Here is an 18,484-nt window from a genome sequence, read left to right as displayed (position 1 = left end):
GTTTAGCATCGTCGTCGCAAACTTAAATTGACGTGGCGCAATACGCGCGGGTTTCAGGCGGAGGCGGTCATCGTCACCGCCGCGAGGCCGTGTTCGATGATCGCGGTGCCGGCCGTCTTCACCGGCGCATCGGGACGTGTGACGCTGTCGACGGTGCGGAACTCGGTCTTCCACTGGTCGGCGGTCACCTCGCAGAGCAGGTAACCGCGCCGGTCATTGGTCCAGGCGAGGAACGGGTTGCGGTCTCGGATGCGGTCCTCTCCGACGCGGCGGTCCGCGCCATCGCCGCCCGAGGTGATCGACGTGCCGACGAACTCGACGGCGACTGCGTCCCCCTGGCCAGCCTCGGTACGTAGCACGCCTGCATAGTTCTGATGCTCGTCGCCGGTCAGGACGACGGTGTTGCCGAGTCCTTCGACCATCTTCAGCACGCGTTCGCGCGGCGCGTCGTAGCCGCCCCAGCTGTCCATATTGCGGATCGGCGTGGGCTCGTCACCGGTGCGACGGTCGAGCGGCATCATCATCACCTGCTGCGCCAGCGCGTTCCAGCGCGCCTTTTTTTGCTTCAGCGCGGTCGCCAGCCACGCTTCCTGCGCGCGTCCCATGACCTGCGCCGCCGGATCCGCCCACCCCTTGCAACGCGTCTTGAAGCCATCGTCGCAGGGCTGATCGGTCCGAAATTGCCGGGTGTCGAGCAGGTGCAGGTCGAGCAAATTGCCGATCGTCGCGCGACGGTAGATCTGCATGCCGGCCGGTCCCGGAAACGCCGAACGACGCAGCGGCATGTGCTCGTAATACGCCTGGAACGCCGCAGCCCGGCGCAGCGCGAACACTTCGGGCGGATCATTCTCCTGGTCGATCTCGCCGACCCAGTTGTTCTCGATTTCATGATCGTCGAACGTCACGAACCACGCCGCCGCCGCATGCGCCGCCTGGAGGTCCGGGTCGGTCTTGTACTGGGCGTAACGGCGGCGATAATCGGCGAGGTCGAACAGCTTCTGCCCGGCATGCTCGCGAACGAACCGTCGCGGCTTGCCGTCATACCCGACCGGCATCGGCGCGCTTCGGCCTTCGTAGATATAGTCACCATAGTGGAAGACGAACGCCGGTTCCTCCGCTGCGAGGTGGCGATAGGCGGTATAGAGCCCATCCTCGTAGTTCTGGCACCCGGCGACCGCGAAGCGAAGCCGCTCGAGCGACGCGCCGGCGATCGGCAGTGTCCGGGCACATCCTGCCGGCGAGCGCTCGCTGCCGACGCTGAACCGGTACCAATAGGGGCGATCGGGCAGTAGGCCTTCGACCTCGACATGGACCGAATGCGCGAGTTCTGGACGTGCCAGCGCCTTGCCGCCGGCGACCAACGTCGCGAAGCGCGGATCGGTCGCGACCTGCCACGCGACCTCGACCGGCTGCATCGGCATGCCGCCATGCTCGGCCAGCGGATCGGGGGCGAGCCGCGTCCAGATGACGAAGCCGTCCGCGACCGGATCGCCCGCCGCGATGCCCAGGCGAAACGGGTAGGCGCCGAACAGCTGTTGTGCGTGCAGGATCGCCGGTGCGCCGATCATCGCTGCGGCGGCACCGATCAGGGTGCGGCGATCGAGAAGCAGGCGCGAGCTAGTGTCGGTCATGGATGTCCCGTCAGTAGAGAGGTTGGGTATGCAGAATGCCGTGTCGGGTTTCGCCGCGCCGCCGTCCTGTCGGAGCGCCGCGATCTCGTGTCGGGCCGCGGCGAGATCGGCGGTGAACGCCGGGTCGCCTTGCATCGCTGACACCATCAAACGCGTCATAGGGTGAGCATCCTGCTGCCTCGGACCACAGATGAGCCCGGCTGACACGTATCGATCATGGATCGCGAATGTGTCAGCTGCGTTGCATGGCGCCGTTTTCCCGCCATTGCGGGTCTGATGTTCGAGGACAGTCCAACGCGCGAAGCCGCTGCGCTGCGGCAGCGGGAGCCCATGGTAGAGACTTTGGATCCGAAATTTTGGTCCGAACAACCGTCGAAGCTTTCCTGCAACCGCCTATGGTGCATCGGTGCGTTACCCCTTACGTGAGATGATGTATCATAACCTAAAGTATGTGAGGTCGGCAAGATTAATAGTGCGCGTATCTACGGTGTGGACTGGCTCGATCGGGTGGCGGTGACGGGATCGGCGGCGTGCATGATCCATTGTCTGGCACTGCCGTTGCTTCTGGCTGCGGCACCGTCATTGTCCGCGATCATCGCCATTCCCGAAAGCTTTCATCGCTGGGTACTGCTGTTCGCGGCGCCGGTCGCTGTGGTCGCTCTGCTAGGTGGAAACGTCCGCCACAAGGTCCCGTTGCCGCTCTGTCTCGGGCTGATCGGGCTCGCGCTGATGACGATCGGCGCATTTGCGCTGCAGGAGGGAGCGGCCGAGATCGCCATGACCGTTGCCGGTAGCGTCCTGGTTGCTACGGCGCACATCATAAACCTGCGTCTGCGGCATTCCTCCTGCACCGCCTGACGGCACGATGCGCAATACGCGCTCGGTACGATATCCCGCCTCTCAAGGCCGCGCTATGGCCGCGAAATTGCGCCGGATATAATCCAGTTTGGGATCGATATAGCGGCGGCAAAAGGGCCGGTCCGGGTTGCTGCGGTAGTAATTCTGGTAGCGCGCCTCGGACGGTTTGAAGGCGACGAACGGGAGCACCATCGTCCGTGCCGGCGCTCCGGACTCGGTCGCGATATGGTCAATCATCAGCACCGCTGTCTGACGCTGATGCGCGTCGAAAACGTAGATAGCGCTGCGATACCGTCCGCCGGGGGAGTAGGTTCCGTTCGCCGAATGCGTCCTCAGGTGGACCTCGGCGAGTGTTCCGAGATCGATGATCGCAGGGTCGAAATGGACCAGCACACCTTCTGACCAAGCATCCCACGGGGCGTCAGACTGAATGAAGCCCTGCTCAACCTCGACGACGCCGAGCAACGCTTGGAATACCCCTTCGGTGCACCAGTGGCAGCCACCGCCAAAGCCGATTTTCTGCATTGCCAATTCCCCAACGCTGGTTGCGACGCCATGTTACGCCGGGCGGTCAGCGGCAGACCGCCCGGAGAGTATGACCGCTGTCCCCAGCCGGCGCGCCATGGTGATGAAACGTCCGAGCCTAGCGCCCGTCAACCGAACGGACGTCGTAACATAACAGGACGGCGCCGTGATCGAGGCGATCGCAGCTTTTCAACGACAGACTGGTTTTGCCGGCAAGTCCGTCTCGACCATATGAGACGAATGCCTGCATGTCCGTACGCGCGTCGAGCGTTGGCGTGACGATGACGTTCAATTCGTCGACCAGACTCTCTGCCAGAAAGCTGCCGATGATTGCGGCACCGCCCTCCACCAGCAAACGCGTGACGCCAAGATCATCGCGCAGGGCGCGAAGCGCTGCCTTGAGATCGACCTGCTCTTCGGCAGAGACAATGTAAGATACGCCGCTGGCTGCCAGTTCCGCGAGATGCGTGTCCGAGACGTCTCTGCCGAGCAGCACCACGACGTCGTCGCCGGCTATCTTCGGCTCACCGAAGTGCAGTTCGCCGCGCGTATCGATTGTGATCGCGAACGGCTTGGCAATCCCCTTTGCGAAATGCCGTGGCCGCTGGACCGTCGAGACGGCCGCAAGCGGGTTAGCCTCACCCTTCGCCATTTCCGCCATCGTCGCGCGCCCGACGAGCCAGGCATCTCCCGCCAACCGATCGTGCAGAGCCTCGTAGAGCATGGCCCAGTCCTTCGACGTGCCGTCGGGGCTCTTGGTACACCGACTGGCGTGGAGACCGCCGTCGAGGGACGATGACATCAGGCAAATGGTGTGAAGGCGATCAGGCATGGGCGAACTCCGCTACGACGTTGAAGCGCCGGTCGTGTGATACTCGACGCCAAAGATACCCATTATTGTCAGCGCGTTATAGCGCCATCACAATTAACGGGACGGTCTAGCGATGATCGCCGCGCCGAGCCGGGTGCAGCTGGCGAACACCGCCCTGAGCCGATCTGAGGGTAATGCTCGAGCTGGGCGCGTGCGGGGTGATCCACCCCCGATTGTGTAGTTTCCGACGGTGATGCTTGGCGACGTCGATCGATAGCAGCGGGTCGAATACTCGCTTCGGCGAGGCCCTTTGGATCGGAACAGATCATGATGCCGTGCCGAACCTCGCGCCGTATCCGTCCCGCACGGTCACTTGTCCTGCCGCTGGCCCTGACGCTTGCCATGACGCTCGCGGGCCCCGTGGTAGCGCAGGCCCCGCCGAGTATCGACGGCCGGATCGAGCAGCTCAAACCCGGCGAGTATCTCTGGGCGCCCGAGATTGCCCCCGCCGGGCCCGTCACCGTGATCGTCAGCCTCGCTACGCAAAAGGCCTATGCCTATCGCAACGGTGTGGCAATCGGCGTCTCGACCGTGTCGACTGGCAGCGATGGCCATGCGACGCCGACCGGGGTCTTCACCGTGCTCCAGAAGGATGCGGATCATGTGTCGAACGTCTACAAGGACGCGCAGATGCCGTTCATGCAGCGGCTGACTTGGGGCGGGATCGCGATGCATGCAGGCAATCTGCCAGGCTATCCCGCGTCGCATGGCTGTATCCGCCTGCCGCCCGCGTTCGCCAAACTCCTGTTCGGGATCACCCGGCTGGGGATCACCGTCGTCATCACGCGCGACGCGACCGTTCCGGTGGTGGCCGCCGCGCCGGGCATGCTGACGTCGGCGGGATCGGCGGGCGGGGACTTCGCGTGGAACCCCGCCTTGTCGCCCAAGGGGCCGGTCTCGATCGTGATCAGCGGGCGCGACCGGCGCGTGGTTGTCCTGCGCAACGGTATCGAGATCGGCTCCAGCGCGATCGCGTTCGATGCGCCGATCGCGCAGACCTCGGCGTTCACGCTGCAATCGATCGATGCGGACGGCGAGCATTGGCTGCGCCTGCCGTTGCCCGGCGATCCGAGAACCGGCGAACTGACCGCCGAGGACCGCGCCAAGGGGCATCTCCCGGAGAGCTTCCGCATCGCGCTGGCGACCGTGACGACGCCCGGTACGACGCTGTTGGTAACTCGCGAGACGCTGGCGAGCGCGGGCACCGGTACGCCCGTGACGATTATCGAGGCGACCGGGCAATGATCGCCGAGCGCCCGATCGACCAGCCGCACTCGCCGGCGCTCATTCCGCGACCCTGGCATGCGAAGTCGGCAGCACGCGTGATGGCGTTGCTGAACACCCGTGCGACCGGCTTGAGCGCGGTAGATGCTGCCGCGCGCCTGATCCATGACGGCCCGAACGCACTCGCGCCACCGCCCGTCCCATCGATGCTGCGGCTGTTCGTGCGGCAGTTCGACAGTCCGCTGATCTATCTGCTGATCGCGGCGGCGGCGATCTCGCTCGGGCTGGGCCACCACACCGATGCGGGGTTCATCGGCGTCGTTCTGCTCGTCAACGCGGCGATCGGCACGGTGCAGGAGAGCAGGGCGGCCGACAGTCTGGCCGCGCTCGGCCGGATGATCGGGCAGACCGCGACCGTGCTGCGTGACGGTGCGGTGTCCGTGATCGACGCGCGTGCGCTCGTAGTCGGTGATGTCGTCGTGCTCGAGAGCGGCATGGCGGTGCCCGCCGATATCCGGCTGTCGTCGAGCAGCGCGCTCAGCGTCGACCAGTCGACCTTCACCGGCGAGTCCGTCGCGGTTGCCAAGGACCAGGCAGCGCTGTTGCCCGAGCGGACCGCGCCGGGCGAGCGGACGACGATGGTGCTGGCGGGGACGATGATCGAGCAGGGGCGTGGTGGCGGCATCGTCGTCGCGACCGGCGCGGATACCGCGCTGGGGGCGATCGATGCGTCGTTGCGGACCGCCAAGGCGCCGCCGCCGCCGCTCGTAATCCGGCTCGACCGGCTGGCGCGGCAGATCAGCCTCGCGACGATCGCGTTGATCATTCCGTTCGCGCTTGTCCTGCTGGTGCAAGGGCGGCCGGGCGACCAGATCCTGCTGCTCGCCGTTGCGCTGGCGGTGTCGGCGATCCCCGAGGGGTTGTCGATCGCGGTGACGGTTGCGCTGGCGGCGGGCACGCGGCGGATGGCGGCGCGGAACGTGATCGTCCGCTCGCTGCCTGCGGTCGAGGGGCTCGGTGCGTGCACGATCATCGCCAGCGACAAGACGGGCACGCTGACGCGGAACATCCTCTCGGTGGAGAAAATACTGCTCGGCGGTGGACGGGCGTTCGCGAGCGGGGACTGGTCGAAGGATGCCCTGACCGAAATCCGCCGTGCCGCCGCGCTCTGCAACGAGGCGTCGATCGGACCCGATGGTGTGCCGGTTGGGGATTCGGTCGACGTCGCTTTGCTCCGGTTTGCGGGCGAGGGCGACGAGGATCTTGCCGCGCTGCATGCGGTGGTGCGGACCGCGGCGCTTCCTTACGAACCGGTCCGCAAATTCTCGACCGTCGCGGTGTCCGAGGGGCAGGGCGTCCGCGTGTTTGCCAAGGGGGCGCCCGAGATCATCCGGCAGATGTGCCGCGCGATCGATCCCGCCGCGTTCGCCGCCGCCACCGCGATGGCCGGCGAAGGCTATCGCGTGATCGCGGTCGCTGCGTCGGACGGTGCGACGACCACCGACCTGACCTCGCCGACCGATCTCGTCCTGCTTGGCTGGATTGGGCTGATCGATCCGGTTCGCCCCGAGGTCCCCGCAGCGATCGCACGCTGTGCCGAGGCTGGGATCGGCGTGCGAATGGTTACCGGCGATCATCCCGGCACCGCGTTGACAATCGCCCGCGGGCTCGGGCTTGAGGTCGCGGCCGAGCAGGTTGTCACCGGTGCGCAAATGACCGACCTCGTGGACCAACCGGAACGGCTCCCCACCCTCGTGCTCGGCGGCCGCGTGTTCGCGCGGATCGAACCGGTGCAGAAGCTCGAGATCGTCCGCATCCTCGCTGCCAGCGGCGAACTCGTCGCGGTCACCGGCGACGGGGTGAATGACGCCCCCGCGCTCCAGGCGGCGCATATCGGCGTCGCGATGGGCGTGGCCGGCACCGACGTCGCGCGCGGCGCCGCCGACCTGGTGCTCGCCGACGACAATTTCGCGTCGATCGTCGCAGGCGTCGAGGAGGGCCGCGTCACTTACGCCAACGTCCGGCGAATCGTCATTATCCTGCTCGCGACGGGCGCCGCCGAGATCGGCATGTTCATCGGCGCGGTGATGCTTGGCCTGCCGATGCCGCTGACCGCGGTGCAGCTGCTGTGGCTCAACCTCGTCACGAACGGCGCGCAGGACGTGATGCTAGGCTTTGGTCGCGGCGAGGGCGACGAACTGCGCCAGCCACCGCGTCCGCCGAGCGCGCCGATCCTCGACCGGAGCGCGATCGCGCTGATGATCCCGCCCGCACTGCTGATGACCGGGCTGGCGCTGTGCCTCGTGGCGCAGATGCGGGCCGAGGGGCGCCCGCTGGCCGAAATCCAGAACGCGGTGCTGCTGATGACGGTGCTGTTCCAGAACGCCTATGTGCTGTGCATGCGCAGCGAGCGTCGCTCGATCGTCCGCGAGCCGCTGTTCTCGAATACTTGGCTGCTGGTCGGTGTCGGCATCGCGCTGGCGTTGCAGGCGACCGCGATGCTGTGGCCGCCGCTCGGTAGCGTGCTCGGGACGTCGCCGGTCTCGGCTGCGACGATGCGGTTCTGTGTCGTCGCGGTCTTTGGGACGATCGTTGTCACCGAAGTGACCAAGCAGGTGGTTGCGCTATGGCAACGCCGCGCGTGACCGCCTTCGTCCCGAAGATCGTCACGACGATGCGCGAAGGCTATTCGCTCGCCACGTTGCGCGCCGATGCGATCGCCGGCGCGACGGTCGCGGTCGTCGCGTTGCCCCTGGCGATGGCGCTTGGCATTGCGAGCGGCGCTTCACCCGACAAGGGGCTGATCACCGCGATCGTCGCAGGCTTCCTAGTGTCGGCGCTCGGCGGATCGCGCGTCCAGATCGGTGGCCCCACCGGGGCGTTCGTGGTCGTGGTGTTCACCGTGATTGCGCGGCACGGTTATGACGGCCTGGTCCTGGCGACGTTGCTCGCCGGCATTATCCTGATCGTCGCTGGCTATGCCCGGTTGGGGGCGATGATCCGGTTCATCCCCTATACCGTCGTCACGGGCTTTACCGCAGGCATCGCGGTGATCATCGCGTCGAGCCAGGTTCGTGACTTCCTCGGGCTGGCCATGGCCTCGGTGCCCGCCGACTTCGTGCCGAGATGGGCGGCCTATGCGGGCGCGATGCGGACCATCGACGTCCCGACTGTTGCAGTCGGAGTAGGCGCGCTGGCCGTCATCCTGATCTTGAAGCGGATCGCACCGCGCGTGCCCGGGTTCCTGGTCGCGGTCGTGCTCGCCTCGATCGTCGTCGTCGTAGGCGGCGTGGATGTCGCAACGATCGGCTCGCGCTTTCCGGCGATGCCGAACGGGATCGCGATGCCGGCTTTCCCCGTCTGGACGCTCGCGAAGCTTCAGGCGGTGCTGCCCTCGGCGTTCACTATCGCGTTTCTTGCCGGTATTGAGGCGCTGCTCTCCGCGGTCGTCGCGGACGGGATGATCGGATCGCGACACCGGTCGAACCAGGAACTGGTCGCGCAAGGGATCGCCAACATCGCGTCGGCGCTGTTCGGCGGGCTGCCCGCGACCGGCGCGATCGCGCGCACCGCGACCGCGATCAAGGCGGGCGCGCGGACCCCGGTCGCGGGGATGCTCCACGCGGTGTTTATCCTGCTGTTCGTGGTGTTCGGCGGGCGGCTGATGGCGTTCGTCCCGATGGCGGCGCTCGCGGCGATCCTGTTCGTCGTCGCCTGGGGGATGAGCGAGCAGGAGCGCTTCGTCGGCCTGTTGCGGATGCCCAATGGCGACCGGGCGGTGTTGCTGCTGACGTTTGGCCTGACGGTGCTGTTTGACCTGACGGTGGCGATCGGCGTCGGCGTGACGCTCGCCGCGCTGCTGTTCATGGCGCGAATGAGCGAGACGGTCGCGATCATTGGCCCCGAAGACGACGCGCCCACCGAACGCGCGGCGCTGCCTGCCGGCGTCGAAATGTTCCGGATCGACGGGCCATTCTTCTTCGGTGTCGCGGCCGGATTGATGGATACCTATCGCAGGTTGGGCAGCGTGCCGCGCGTGCTGATCCTGCGGCTGGAACGCGTGCCGATGCTCGATGCGAGCGGCGTCGCGGCGATCGCCGAGCTGCTGCGGCGGGCGGGGATGACGCATACGCGCGTTATTCTCTGCGGCATGGCCGCGCAACCGGCCGCGATGCTGGGCCGCGCCCGGCTAGGGCCGATGACCAGCACCGCCACGTATGCCGAGGCGTTGGCGATGTCGGCGTCAGGCTGAGAGCGTCATTCGCAGCATCATTGAAGCGGGATCGCCCGGGCAGGCGGACGCGATCCAGCCGCGTTGTCGTTCCAGCTCGATTGCTTGGTGATTGTCCCGGCTCTCGATCGATTCGAGCGTCGCGATACCCTTCGCACGGGCGAATGCCGCGACGTGATCGAGCAAAGTCCAGCTGATCCCGCGGCGTTTGAAGTCGGCGCGGATCGCGACGGCGACTTCGGCGCGGGTCAGGCTCTCGTCCGCCGCCAACATCGCGGTCGCGATGATCCGCCCGGTCGCGGGATCGAAGGCGAGGAAGCTCTCAATATGCTCGTGGTCGACGGTGACGAGTGCGCGGAGCTGGTCTTGACCGACCTTGTGGATCGCGCTGAGGAATCGGAACCGGAGGTCCTCCCTGTCGACATGCTCGAAGAATTCCGCGAGCGCGGGTTCGTTAGCGGGCGAGGCGGGGCGGACGTGGAAGACGTAACCGTCGCGTGTCGTCAGGTCGGCGCTCCAAGACACGGCCGGGAGTGTATGTGGGGCGGCTGCGCGCTCGCTGACAAGTTCGACCATGAGAAATCCTTTGCGATTGCGCGCCGTCGATGGCGATGCACGTCGTGCTAACCGCAAAGCCCGCGTCCCCGCAGCGTCGGGAAACACGTAGTTTCCGACGCTACCGGGCCGGTTGGTGCGCGCTAGGCTGCCTCCCAAGGGCGATCTCCGCCCGTCAAGGAGACCGCATGACGATCGATATCCAGCGGATGCAGGATCTGGCGCACGAGATCGTCCGGCTTCAGGGCGAACTCGATCGCGAGATCGAGAACAGGCGGCGGGCACTCGGCGTCGAACTCACCGGCCGGATCGTCGGGTTCGAACACGGCGTGCTCGATGCGCAGCGGCGGCTGAAAGTGTCGGTGCTGCGGTTCGTCGCGCGGTCCGACCTGGTCTCGATCGTCACCGCGCCGGTGATCTATTCGCTGATCGTGCCGCTGGTCATCGTCGACCTCTGGGTCACCGCGTATCAGGCGATCTGCTTCCGCGCCTACGGGATCGCGCGGGTGCGGCGGCGCGACTACATCATGTTCGACCGCGCGCATCTCGGCTATCTGAACCGGATCGAGGCGCTCAACTGCGCCTTTTGCTCCTATGCCAACGGCTTGATCGGGTTCGTCCGCGAGGTCAGCAGCCGGACCGAGCAATATTGGTGCCCGATCAAGCACGCGCTCCGCGTCAGCGATCCGCTCCACCGCTATTACGCATTCCTCGAATATGGCGATGCCGATGGGTATCGCGCGCGGCTGGCGGAGTTTCGCGACCGCCTTCGCGAGCGTGAGGTGGCGGATCGCACGGCCTGATTGACCGTCGTCAATGTCGCGCGCGAAACGGCGTGCGACCGCGGCTCATGAAGAGCCGCGATGACCGAGCATGACGAGTTTGCCGCGCGCGTCGTGCCGTTCGCGGCGCGCTGGCATGTCATCCACGAGCTCGATCTGGCAGGGCTGGTTGCTGCCCATGCCCGGCTGCGCGACGTGTGCGATCGGCTGGAGGCGTGCGCCGATGCGTTGCCGGGGCGGCTGTCCGATGCCGAAGCCAAGGCGATCTGCCGAGACTTGCGCGCGGTTGTCATCAGCCAACCGCGTGACGAGACTGCGGTGGTCGACGCGCTGTTCGCGCGGAATTTGGGCGATCCCCTCACAACGGCTGTGACGGCGCGCGTGCGGGCCCGTCATGCGAGCGAGGCAATCCAGGCCGATGACATTCTCGCCGCGCTGTCCGGCGTTACGACGCCCTGCGCGGAAGCGTTCGGCTATATCTTGCGGAGCTTTTTCGACGGGGCCCGGCAGGCGATGGACTTCACCCAGCTCGCCATCCTGATGCTCGGCGCCGGACGTCTGACGCGTGGCGCACGCGGCATGCTGGTACGCGGGCTTTGCGAGCGCAGCGTGGTCTAGGCCGCCTCGGCGCGTCCTTGCAGTGCATCCGGGTCGGAGATCGTGATCGCGCGGCCCCCCGGTAGAGCGATCACGCCGGCAGCTTTCAACCGGGTCATCTGGCGGCTCACCGTCTCGATCGTCAGCCCGAGCACGTCGGCGATCTGGCCGCGCGTGAGCGGCAGGTCGAACGTCATCGGTCCGTCCGGCGTCGCGCGACAGCCGGTCGCCGTGGCCCGTGTCGCCATGTCGAGAAGAAAACCGGCGATCTTCTCCTGCGCCGACTGTCGGGCGAGGGACAGAATCCGCGTCCGGGCGACGCCAAGCGCCGCCAGCGTACGCTGCAACAAGAGCCGCTCCATCCGCGCGTGATCTTCCAGCACGCGTTCGAAGGCGTCGCGCGGGAAGATGCACAGCTCGGACTCGGTCAATGCGGTGATCGTGAAGTCGGCGTGGCCGGCATAGGGCTGGCCCACGAAATCGGCGGGATACAGCAGCCCGACGATCTGTTCGCGGCCGTCGGACGTCGCCGCCACCAGCTTGAGCACGCCCGACAACAGGTTCGCGCAGATGATGCTCTCGTCGCCCGCCCAGATCAGCGTCTGGCCGCGCGCGATCTTGCGACGACGGCCAAACGTATTAAGCGCGCCCAGCTCGACGTCGCTCAGGCTGCTGCACAGAGCCTTGTCGCGGACCGCGCAGTCAGCACAGATGTCGTGGTGAGCCATTGATCGAGTATAGTATGAAGGCGCACAATATCCGCGCGAATTCTTTACGCGACCGTTACGAGTTCGCCGGAGCGTCCAGATCGTCTTCGATCGGCAAATGGAACTCATGCCAGATGCCGTTGAGAATGCCGAAGCCGACCGCGAGTCCAAGGCCGAGAACCCAGGTGAAATACCACATGATCAGATGTCCTTGGTGATCGAGGGTCAGTAGAAATCGGGGTTGGTCGCGACCTCCTGCGTGGTCACCCGGCCGAACATGACCTTGTACGCCCAGGCGGTGTACGCGACGACGATCGGCAACAGTACTGCGGTGACGAACAGCATGATCCCGAGCGTCTTGGCGCTCGACGACGCGTTCCAGACGGTGAGACTGGAATGCGAGTCGATGCTCGACGGCAGGATGAACGGGAACATCGACAGCCCGACCGTCGCGATGATTCCGATCGCCGACGCCGACGACCCGGCGAACGCGGCGGCCTCCGATCCACGCCGGATGCCGAACAGCGCGAGCGCCGCGCCGCCGAAGCCGAGGACGGGGGCAATCATCATCCACGGGTAGAGGCCGTAATTGGCGAGCCAGCCACCACGCGCGAGTTCACTGGTAGTGCGTAGCGGGTTGGAAGGCCCCGAGGGATCGATCGCGCCGACGATCCGGTAGCCGATGTCGCCATAGGTCACGAACGCCCAGCCGGCTGCGAACAGTGCGAGAGAGGCGACCCCGGCGACCGTGCCGAACTTGCGCGCGCGATCGTGGACCGGGCCATGCTCGATCTTGATCGCCAGCCATGCGCTGCCGTGCAGCACCATCATCGCGACAGACAATAGTCCGCACAGCAATGTGAACGGTGTGAACAGCCCGAGAAAGCTGCCGTCGAAGAATGCGCGCAGGTCGCTGTCGAGGCGGAACGGCGCGCCCGACAGGACATTGCCGACCGCGACGCCGAACACGAGCGCGGGCACGAACCCACCGACGAACAACGCCCAGTCCCAGCGCGACCGCCAAGCGGGATCGGGGCGTTTCGAGCGGTATTTGAACCCTACCGGCCGCAGGATCAGTGCCGCGAGGACTAGGAACATCGCGAGGTAGAGCCCCGAAAAGCTGATCGCGTAGACGAATGGCCACGCCGCGAAGATCGCCGCGCCGCCGACGATGAACCACACCTGGTTGCCTTCCCAGGTCGGCCCGACCGCGTTGATCACCATCCGTCGCTCGGCATCGGTGCGGCCGACGAACGGGAGCAGCGCCGCGACGCCGAGGTCGAAGCCGTCAGTCAGCGCGAACCCGATCAGCAGCGTGCCGAGCAACACCCACCAGATCAGGCGCAGCGTTTCATAGTCGAACATCGTCTTGTCTCCGGTCAGGCGGCCAAGGGAAGGGGTGGGGTCGGTGCTTCGAGGATCGGGCTCGCAGCCGGCTGCGGGTCCTCGTCATGCTCGAACGGCCCTTTGCGGATCGTCGCGAGGATCAGCCGCACCTCGATCACCGCCAGCGTGCCGTAGATCGCGGTGAAGCCGATGATCGTCGTCCACAGCACCCCGGGGGTCAGCGACGAGGCGGCGAGGAAGGTCGGCAGCACGCCCTCGATCGCCCAGGGCTGGCGACCGATTTCGGCGAGCATCCAGCCGAGTTCGATCGCGATCCACGGCAGCGGGATCGCGATGACCGCGAGCTTCAGGAACCATCGCGTCTGCGTATGCATCCGCAGCGAGGTTAGCACGAACGCGGTGCCGAACAGCGCGATCATGAAGAAGCCGATGAACGCCATGATCCGGAAGCTCCAGAACATCAGCGGCACGTTCGGCACGACGTCCCAGGCGGTCGAGGCGATCAGTTGCGGGCTCGCCATCCGCGGATCCGCGACATGGCGTTTCAGCAGAAGCGCATAGCCGAGGTCCCGCTTGTGCGCCTCGAACCGCGCGCGTTGCGCGATGTCGGTGCGGTCGATCTTGAGATTTTGAACCGCGTCATAGGCGGTGACGCCCGACGTGATCCGCTCCTGTGCCTTCAGCACGAGTTCGGACATGCCGGTCACCTCCTTATCGAGGCTGCGCGTCGCGATCAGGCCGAGTACCCAGGGCACCTGCACCTCGTAGCGCGTTTCGCGCGCGGCGACGTCCGGTACGCCGAACAGCGTCAGCCCGGCGGGGGCGGGCGCGGTGTGCCAGGCGGCCTCGATCGCGGCGAGCTTCATCTTCTGGTTGTCGGTCAGCGCGTAACCGCTCTCGTCGCCGAGCACGACGACCGACAGCGATCCGGCGAGGCCGAACGCGGCGGCGACCGTCATGGAGCGGCGTGCAACCGCGGTGTAGCGGCCCTTCAGCAGCCAGAAGGCGGAGATACCGAGCACCACGACCGAGGCACAGACATAGCCCGCGCTGACGGTATGGACGAACTTGGCCTGCGCGATCGGGTTGAACAGCACCGCGCCGAAATCGCTGACTTCCATCCGCATCGTGTCGGTGTTGAACTCCGCGCCGGTCGGGTTCTGCATCCAGCCGTTCGCGACGAGGATCCACAGCGCCGACAAATTGGTGCCGAGCGCGACCATGCAGGTGACGATCAGGTGGCCGAGCTTCGACAGGCGCTCCCAGCCGAAGAACATTAGCCCTACGAACGTCGCCTCGAGGAAGAAGGCCATCAGCCCCTCGATCGCGAGCGGCGCGCCGAAGATGTCGCCGACGTAGTGCGAGAAATACGCCCAGTTGGTGCCGAACTGGAATTCCATCGTCAGCCCGGTGGCGACGCCCAGCACGAAGTTGATCGCGAAGATCCGCCCCCAGAACCGCGTGATCACACGCCAGATCGGCCGGTTCGTCATCACGTACACGGCCTCCATGATGACCAGCATCATCGACAGCCCGAGCGTCAGCGGCACGAACAGGAAATGGTACAAGGCGGTCAGCGCGAATTGCAGCCGCGACAGATCGATGACCCCAAGGTCCATGGTGATGCTCCCCGCAAGGCCGTCGACGGCGCTGCCTGGACGCCGGGCTAGCCGCGGTCGGCGACGCGAACATTGACCGCGGTCAAAGACGCGCGCGGTCTAGCGCTCGATGGCGGTGGGCATGAACAGCCTTACCGAGCGCGACGGTTCGAAACAGCGCGCGCGTGCGTCGAAAGCGTATCTGAGCGCGGTGGTCGCGGACGGCGGTGGCGCGCGCGTGTCGGCCAGCCTGTTGGTGCTCGACAGCGTTGCGGCGATCGGCTTCGCGGCAGGGCTGGCGGGCGGGGTCGTCGTGGTTCCCGCGGGCCTCGCGGCGATGCTGCCTTGGGTGGGGCTGGCATTGGCGTCCGCGATAGGCCGAGGTGCGTGCGCGATGCTGGCAGCGCGCGTCGGCGCGGGCGGTGCGTACAGGGCGAAGACGCGGTTGCGGCGGCGGATCGTCGACGCGGCGCTGCACCGCACGCCGGGCTCCGACGTGACCACCGGTACATTGATGACCGCGGCGGTGGACGAGGTCGATGCGATCGATGGCTATGTGTCGCGCTTCTTGCCCGCGCGGATGGCCGCATCGATCGCGCCGCTGTTGGTGCTTGCCGCGACCGCCATCGCTAGCCCGATTGCGGCGGCGATCTTGGTGGCGACGGTCTTTCCGTTCCTCGCGGCGATGATTCTTGCAGGCGGTGCCGCGGCGGACGCGTCGCGCCGTCAGTTCGTGGCGCTCGCCCGATTGTCAGGACTGTTCGCGGATCGGATCGGCGCGCTGCCGATCATCCTCGCCTTTCGTGGAGAGGGGCGCGAGGCCGCGGTGCTGGGCGACGCTGCGGAGGATCTTGCGCGGCGGACGATGCGCGTGCTGCGCGTCGCGTTCCTGTCGTCGGGGGCGCTGGAGTTCTTCGCCGCGCTGTCGGTCGCGCTGGTCGCGGTGTATACCGGGTTCAACCTGCTCGGCTTGCTCCCGTTTCCGGTTCCCGAGACACTCGACCTCGGCCGCGCGTTCTTCGTGCTCGCGCTCGCGCCGGAGTTTTATGCGCCGACGCGTCGGCTGGCGGCGGCGTATCATGATCGACAGGCGGCGGAGACTGCGGCGGAGCGATTGGCGACGGTCGAGCAGGCCAAAGCCGCGTCGCCTTCGACCGTACCAGTCTGGTCGAACATCGCGCCGACGATCCGCTTCGAATCCGTGGCGATCCGCTACGATGGCCAGGACCGCGCTGCGGTATCTGGCGTTTCGTTCGAGGTTCTGTCCGGCATGGTCGTGGCGCTGGTAGGTCCCTCGGGGAGCGGCAAGAGCAGCCTGCTGCATCTGTTGCTCGGCCTCACGCCCTTGTCCGAGGGGCGCGTTTGGATCGGCGACCTTAGCCTTGCCGAGATCGGCAGCATCGCGCCCGTCGCGGCGTGGATGGGGCAATCGCCCTTGATCTTGCCCGGAACGATCGGCTCGAACATCGCGCTCGCCGATCCGAGCGCCTCGGCCGAGCGCATCGCGGAGGTCGCACGGATTGCCGGGCTGTCGCCGATGCTGCTCGCGCGTGGAGGGTTCGGTGCGGTGATCGACGCAAGGGGCAGCGGGCTGTCGGGGGGAGAACGACGCCGGGTCGCGCTCGCCCGCGCGCTGTTGAAAGCCGCGCCCGTATTGTTGCTCGACGAGCCGACCGCGCATCTGGATGCGGACTCCGAAGAGCGCCTGATCGAGGCAATCGCGCGGGCTTGTGTCGGGCGAACGACGATCATCGCAACGCACAGCGCGCGGCTGGCCGCGATCGCCGATGTCGTGATCGACCTGGGAGAGCGGGCATGACCGCTTTTGAGGCGCTGATCACCGACGAGCGACGGCGGCAACGGCGCGGGCTTTTGCGGGCGAGCAGTTATGTCGCGATCGTCGCGATGGCGTCGGTCTTGCTGCTCGGACTTTCGGGCTGGTTCATCACCGCCGCCGCGGTCGCCGGGCTTGCCGGGCCGATCGCCGCGCAGGGCTTCAACTACATGCTGCCGAGCGCGGGGATCCGTCTGCTCGCGATCCTGCGCACTGCCGGGCGCTATGGCGAGCGGCTGGCCAGCCACGACGCGGCGTTCGGCGCGCTCGCCCGCATCCGCCCCGCGCTGTTCCTCGGTCTGACGCGCGGCCCTGTGGATCAGGCGCTGGCGCTCACCCAGGGCGAGGCGACCGCACGGATCGTCCAGGACGTGAACGTGGTCGAGGCGCAGTTCGTGCGGCTCTCCGCGGTGCCCGGCATGATCGCCGCACTGGCGAGCGGCCTGTTCCTGTGTGCCTTGGGAGGGTGGCGGCCTGCTTTGGCGTTGGTACTGTGCTTGGCGGGTTTGTTGATGATCGCGACCGCGCTAGCGAGACGGTTGGAAGGACCGGGACGCGACGTGCAGCGCGCGAGCGGAGCGTTGAAGGAGGCGTTTGCCGGCATGGCCGATGCCGCCGCCGAACTCCGATGCTATGGGATCGAAGCGAAGGCGCTGGCCGCGGTCGATGGCTGCAGCCTGCGTCTGGCGGCAGCGCAACGCGCGCAGGCTGGCGTCGCGGGTTGGTTCGAGTTCATCCAGGCGGTCGCGCTCGGCGTGGCGGGACTCGCGGTGCTGCTGCTCGCCGCGCCTGCGGGTGCACCGATAGCCGCGTTGTGCGCGCTGGCGGCGGTCATGACGATCGACGCGGCGGGGCCGGTGCTGCGCAGCCTTGCGCAGCGGAGCGCGGTGCGTGAGGCTGTCGCGCGGCTCGATCATCTGTTGCCAGCTGCGGTGGAGCCGGACGCAGCGATCGCGAGCGTAACCGCGCCGTCGATCGTTCTGCTCGGCGCGTGCCTGTCCGCTGGAACGCGTGTCGCGTTGGTGGGCGCGTCAGGGACGGGCAAGACCACGCTCGTGGAAAGTCTGCTCGGTCTTCGTTCGGTGGAGCCGCGCACGGCGTTCATCGACGGGGCGGACATTGTCGGCATCCCGCTCGCTATCCGCCGCGCGACCTTCGGTTGGGCACCGCAGGACGCGGCCTTGTTGTCGGGCACGATCCGCGACACGCTCGCGCTCGGCGATCCCTTGGCCGAAGATGCGGCGATGTGGGCAGTGCTCGCCGACGTTGCGCTAACCGACGTGATCCAGGCCATGCCGAACGGTCTGGACAGCTGGATCGGCGGGCACGGCGTACGCTTGTCGGGCGGCGAAAGGCGGCGGCTTTCGCTTGCCCTCGCCTATCTCGCCAAGGTGCCGTGGCTGTTGCTCGACGAACCGACCGAGGGGCTCGATACCGCCACCGAGCGGCGCGTCGCCGACCATCTGTCCGTGCGGCTCGCAAGAACCGGGCAGGGGCTGATCATGGTCAGCCACCGTCCGGCGATGGTCGCGCTGTGCGATCAACAACTCGCGGTCGCGCCGGATGCGATCGTCGCGCGCCCCACGGATGCCGTGCCGCGACCACGACGGTATAGCCGAGATTAAACACCGTCGGGCTGTTTAACGGCCGTTCGCCGCGCCGATAGAGCAACCAAAGCACGCGGTCCGAGGCAAAACCGGTGATCCCGAAATGACCCGTCTCGT

Annotated in this window: 16 protein-coding genes; 8 read left to right on the top strand and 8 right to left on the bottom strand. The window is 66.8% G+C overall.

Annotated features, from left to right (window positions below; genetic code table 11):
- Positions 1 to 53: 53 nt before the first annotated feature.
- Positions 54 to 1,568, bottom strand: coding sequence for an alkaline phosphatase D family protein (locus U1763_RS02275; protein ID WP_443026879.1), 1,515 nt, complete (start codon positions 1,566 to 1,568; stop codon positions 54 to 56).
- 552 nt (positions 1,569 to 2,120) lie between these two features.
- On the opposite strand from U1763_RS02275, the gene U1763_RS02270 reads away from it, so the two are divergent.
- Positions 2,121 to 2,489 carry a MerC domain-containing protein gene (locus tag U1763_RS02270; RefSeq protein WP_332753910.1) on the top strand — a complete coding sequence of 123 codons (369 nt, stop codon included), beginning with the start codon at positions 2,121 to 2,123 and terminating at the stop codon, positions 2,487 to 2,489.
- Positions 2,490 to 2,531: 42 nt separating this feature from the next.
- On the opposite strand, the gene U1763_RS02265 is transcribed toward U1763_RS02270, so the two are convergent.
- Positions 2,532 to 3,014: a peptide-methionine (S)-S-oxide reductase gene (locus U1763_RS02265; RefSeq protein WP_132897069.1), complete on the bottom strand. Its 483-nt coding sequence runs from the start codon at positions 3,012 to 3,014 to the stop codon at positions 2,532 to 2,534.
- Between the two features lie 118 nt (positions 3,015 to 3,132).
- Positions 3,133 to 3,816: a RibD family protein gene (locus tag U1763_RS02260; RefSeq protein WP_332753909.1), complete on the bottom strand. Its 684-nt coding sequence runs from the start codon at positions 3,814 to 3,816 to the stop codon at positions 3,133 to 3,135.
- A 336-nt stretch (positions 3,817 to 4,152) separates the two neighbouring features.
- Between U1763_RS02260 and U1763_RS02255 the strand changes: the two genes are divergently transcribed.
- Genes U1763_RS02255 through U1763_RS02245 form a run of 3 tightly spaced genes read left to right on the top strand, consistent with a single transcriptional unit; the run spans position 4,153 to position 9,361 of the window.
- Positions 4,153 to 5,130: a L,D-transpeptidase gene (locus U1763_RS02255; RefSeq protein WP_332753908.1), complete on the top strand. Its 978-nt coding sequence runs from the start codon at positions 4,153 to 4,155 to the stop codon at positions 5,128 to 5,130.
- Positions 5,127 to 7,754 carry a cation-translocating P-type ATPase gene (locus tag U1763_RS02250; protein WP_332753907.1) on the top strand — a complete coding sequence of 876 codons (2,628 nt, stop codon included), beginning with the start codon at positions 5,127 to 5,129 and terminating at the stop codon, positions 7,752 to 7,754. Before U1763_RS02255 ends, U1763_RS02250 begins: the two co-directional genes overlap by 4 nt.
- Positions 7,736 to 9,361 carry a SulP family inorganic anion transporter gene (locus U1763_RS02245; protein WP_332753906.1) on the top strand — a complete coding sequence of 542 codons (1,626 nt, stop codon included), beginning with the start codon at positions 7,736 to 7,738 and terminating at the stop codon, positions 9,359 to 9,361. Before U1763_RS02250 ends, U1763_RS02245 begins: the two co-directional genes overlap by 19 nt.
- On the opposite strand, the gene U1763_RS02240 is transcribed toward U1763_RS02245, so the two are convergent.
- On the bottom strand, positions 9,353 to 9,916 hold the full coding sequence (locus tag U1763_RS02240; RefSeq protein ID WP_332753905.1) for a GNAT family N-acetyltransferase: 564 nt from the start codon (positions 9,914 to 9,916) through the stop codon (positions 9,353 to 9,355). The genes U1763_RS02245 and U1763_RS02240 overlap by 9 nt on opposite strands.
- Before the next feature lie 167 nt (positions 9,917 to 10,083).
- Here U1763_RS02240 and U1763_RS02235 point away from each other — a divergent pair, with 167 nt between their 5' ends.
- Entirely contained in the window at positions 10,084 to 10,698 is a 615-nt protein-coding gene (locus U1763_RS02235) for a hypothetical protein (RefSeq protein ID WP_277982572.1), read from the top strand.
- Positions 10,699 to 10,758: 60 nt separating this feature from the next.
- Positions 10,759 to 11,295: a hypothetical protein gene (locus tag U1763_RS02230; RefSeq protein ID WP_332753904.1), complete on the top strand. Its 537-nt coding sequence runs from the start codon at positions 10,759 to 10,761 to the stop codon at positions 11,293 to 11,295.
- On the opposite strand, the gene U1763_RS02225 is transcribed toward U1763_RS02230, so the two are convergent.
- From U1763_RS02225 to U1763_RS02210, 4 genes are read right to left on the bottom strand one after another with little or no spacing between them, the layout of a single operon-like run.
- Positions 11,292 to 12,002, bottom strand: a complete 711-nt coding sequence (locus tag U1763_RS02225; protein ID WP_332753903.1) for a Crp/Fnr family transcriptional regulator — start codon at positions 12,000 to 12,002, stop codon at positions 11,292 to 11,294. The two genes, U1763_RS02230 and U1763_RS02225, sit on opposite strands and share 4 nt — an antisense overlap.
- A 55-nt stretch (positions 12,003 to 12,057) precedes the next feature.
- Positions 12,058 to 12,180, bottom strand: a complete 123-nt coding sequence (cydX, locus tag U1763_RS02220) for a cytochrome bd-I oxidase subunit CydX (protein ID WP_132897062.1) — start codon at positions 12,178 to 12,180, stop codon at positions 12,058 to 12,060.
- A 26-nt stretch (positions 12,181 to 12,206) separates the two neighbouring features.
- Positions 12,207 to 13,346 (bottom strand): cytochrome d ubiquinol oxidase subunit II, encoded by a 1,140-nt coding sequence (gene cydB / locus U1763_RS02215; RefSeq protein WP_332753902.1) that lies wholly within the window; start codon positions 13,344 to 13,346, stop codon positions 12,207 to 12,209.
- A gap of 14 nt (positions 13,347 to 13,360) precedes the next feature.
- Complete coding sequence (locus U1763_RS02210; protein WP_332753901.1) at positions 13,361 to 14,947, bottom strand: cytochrome ubiquinol oxidase subunit I; 1,587 nt, start codon at positions 14,945 to 14,947, stop codon at positions 13,361 to 13,363.
- A 121-nt stretch (positions 14,948 to 15,068) separates the two neighbouring features.
- Here U1763_RS02210 and cydD point away from each other — a divergent pair, with 121 nt between their 5' ends.
- Positions 15,069 to 16,745 (top strand): thiol reductant ABC exporter subunit CydD, encoded by a 1,677-nt coding sequence (gene cydD, locus U1763_RS02205; RefSeq protein ID WP_332753900.1) that lies wholly within the window; start codon positions 15,069 to 15,071, stop codon positions 16,743 to 16,745.
- Positions 16,742 to 18,385: an amino acid ABC transporter ATP-binding/permease protein gene (locus U1763_RS02200; protein WP_332753899.1), complete on the top strand. Its 1,644-nt coding sequence runs from the start codon at positions 16,742 to 16,744 to the stop codon at positions 18,383 to 18,385. The genes cydD and U1763_RS02200 overlap by 4 nt, the downstream gene beginning before the upstream one ends.
- Positions 18,386 to 18,484: the final 99 nt, after the last annotated feature.

This window comes from Sphingomonas sorbitolis, assembly GCF_036663875.1.
Taxonomy (GTDB): domain Bacteria; phylum Pseudomonadota; class Alphaproteobacteria; order Sphingomonadales; family Sphingomonadaceae; genus Sphingomonas.
The sequence above is the reverse complement of the archived record's forward strand: the minus strand, read 5'-3'. Positions and strand labels throughout refer to the sequence as shown.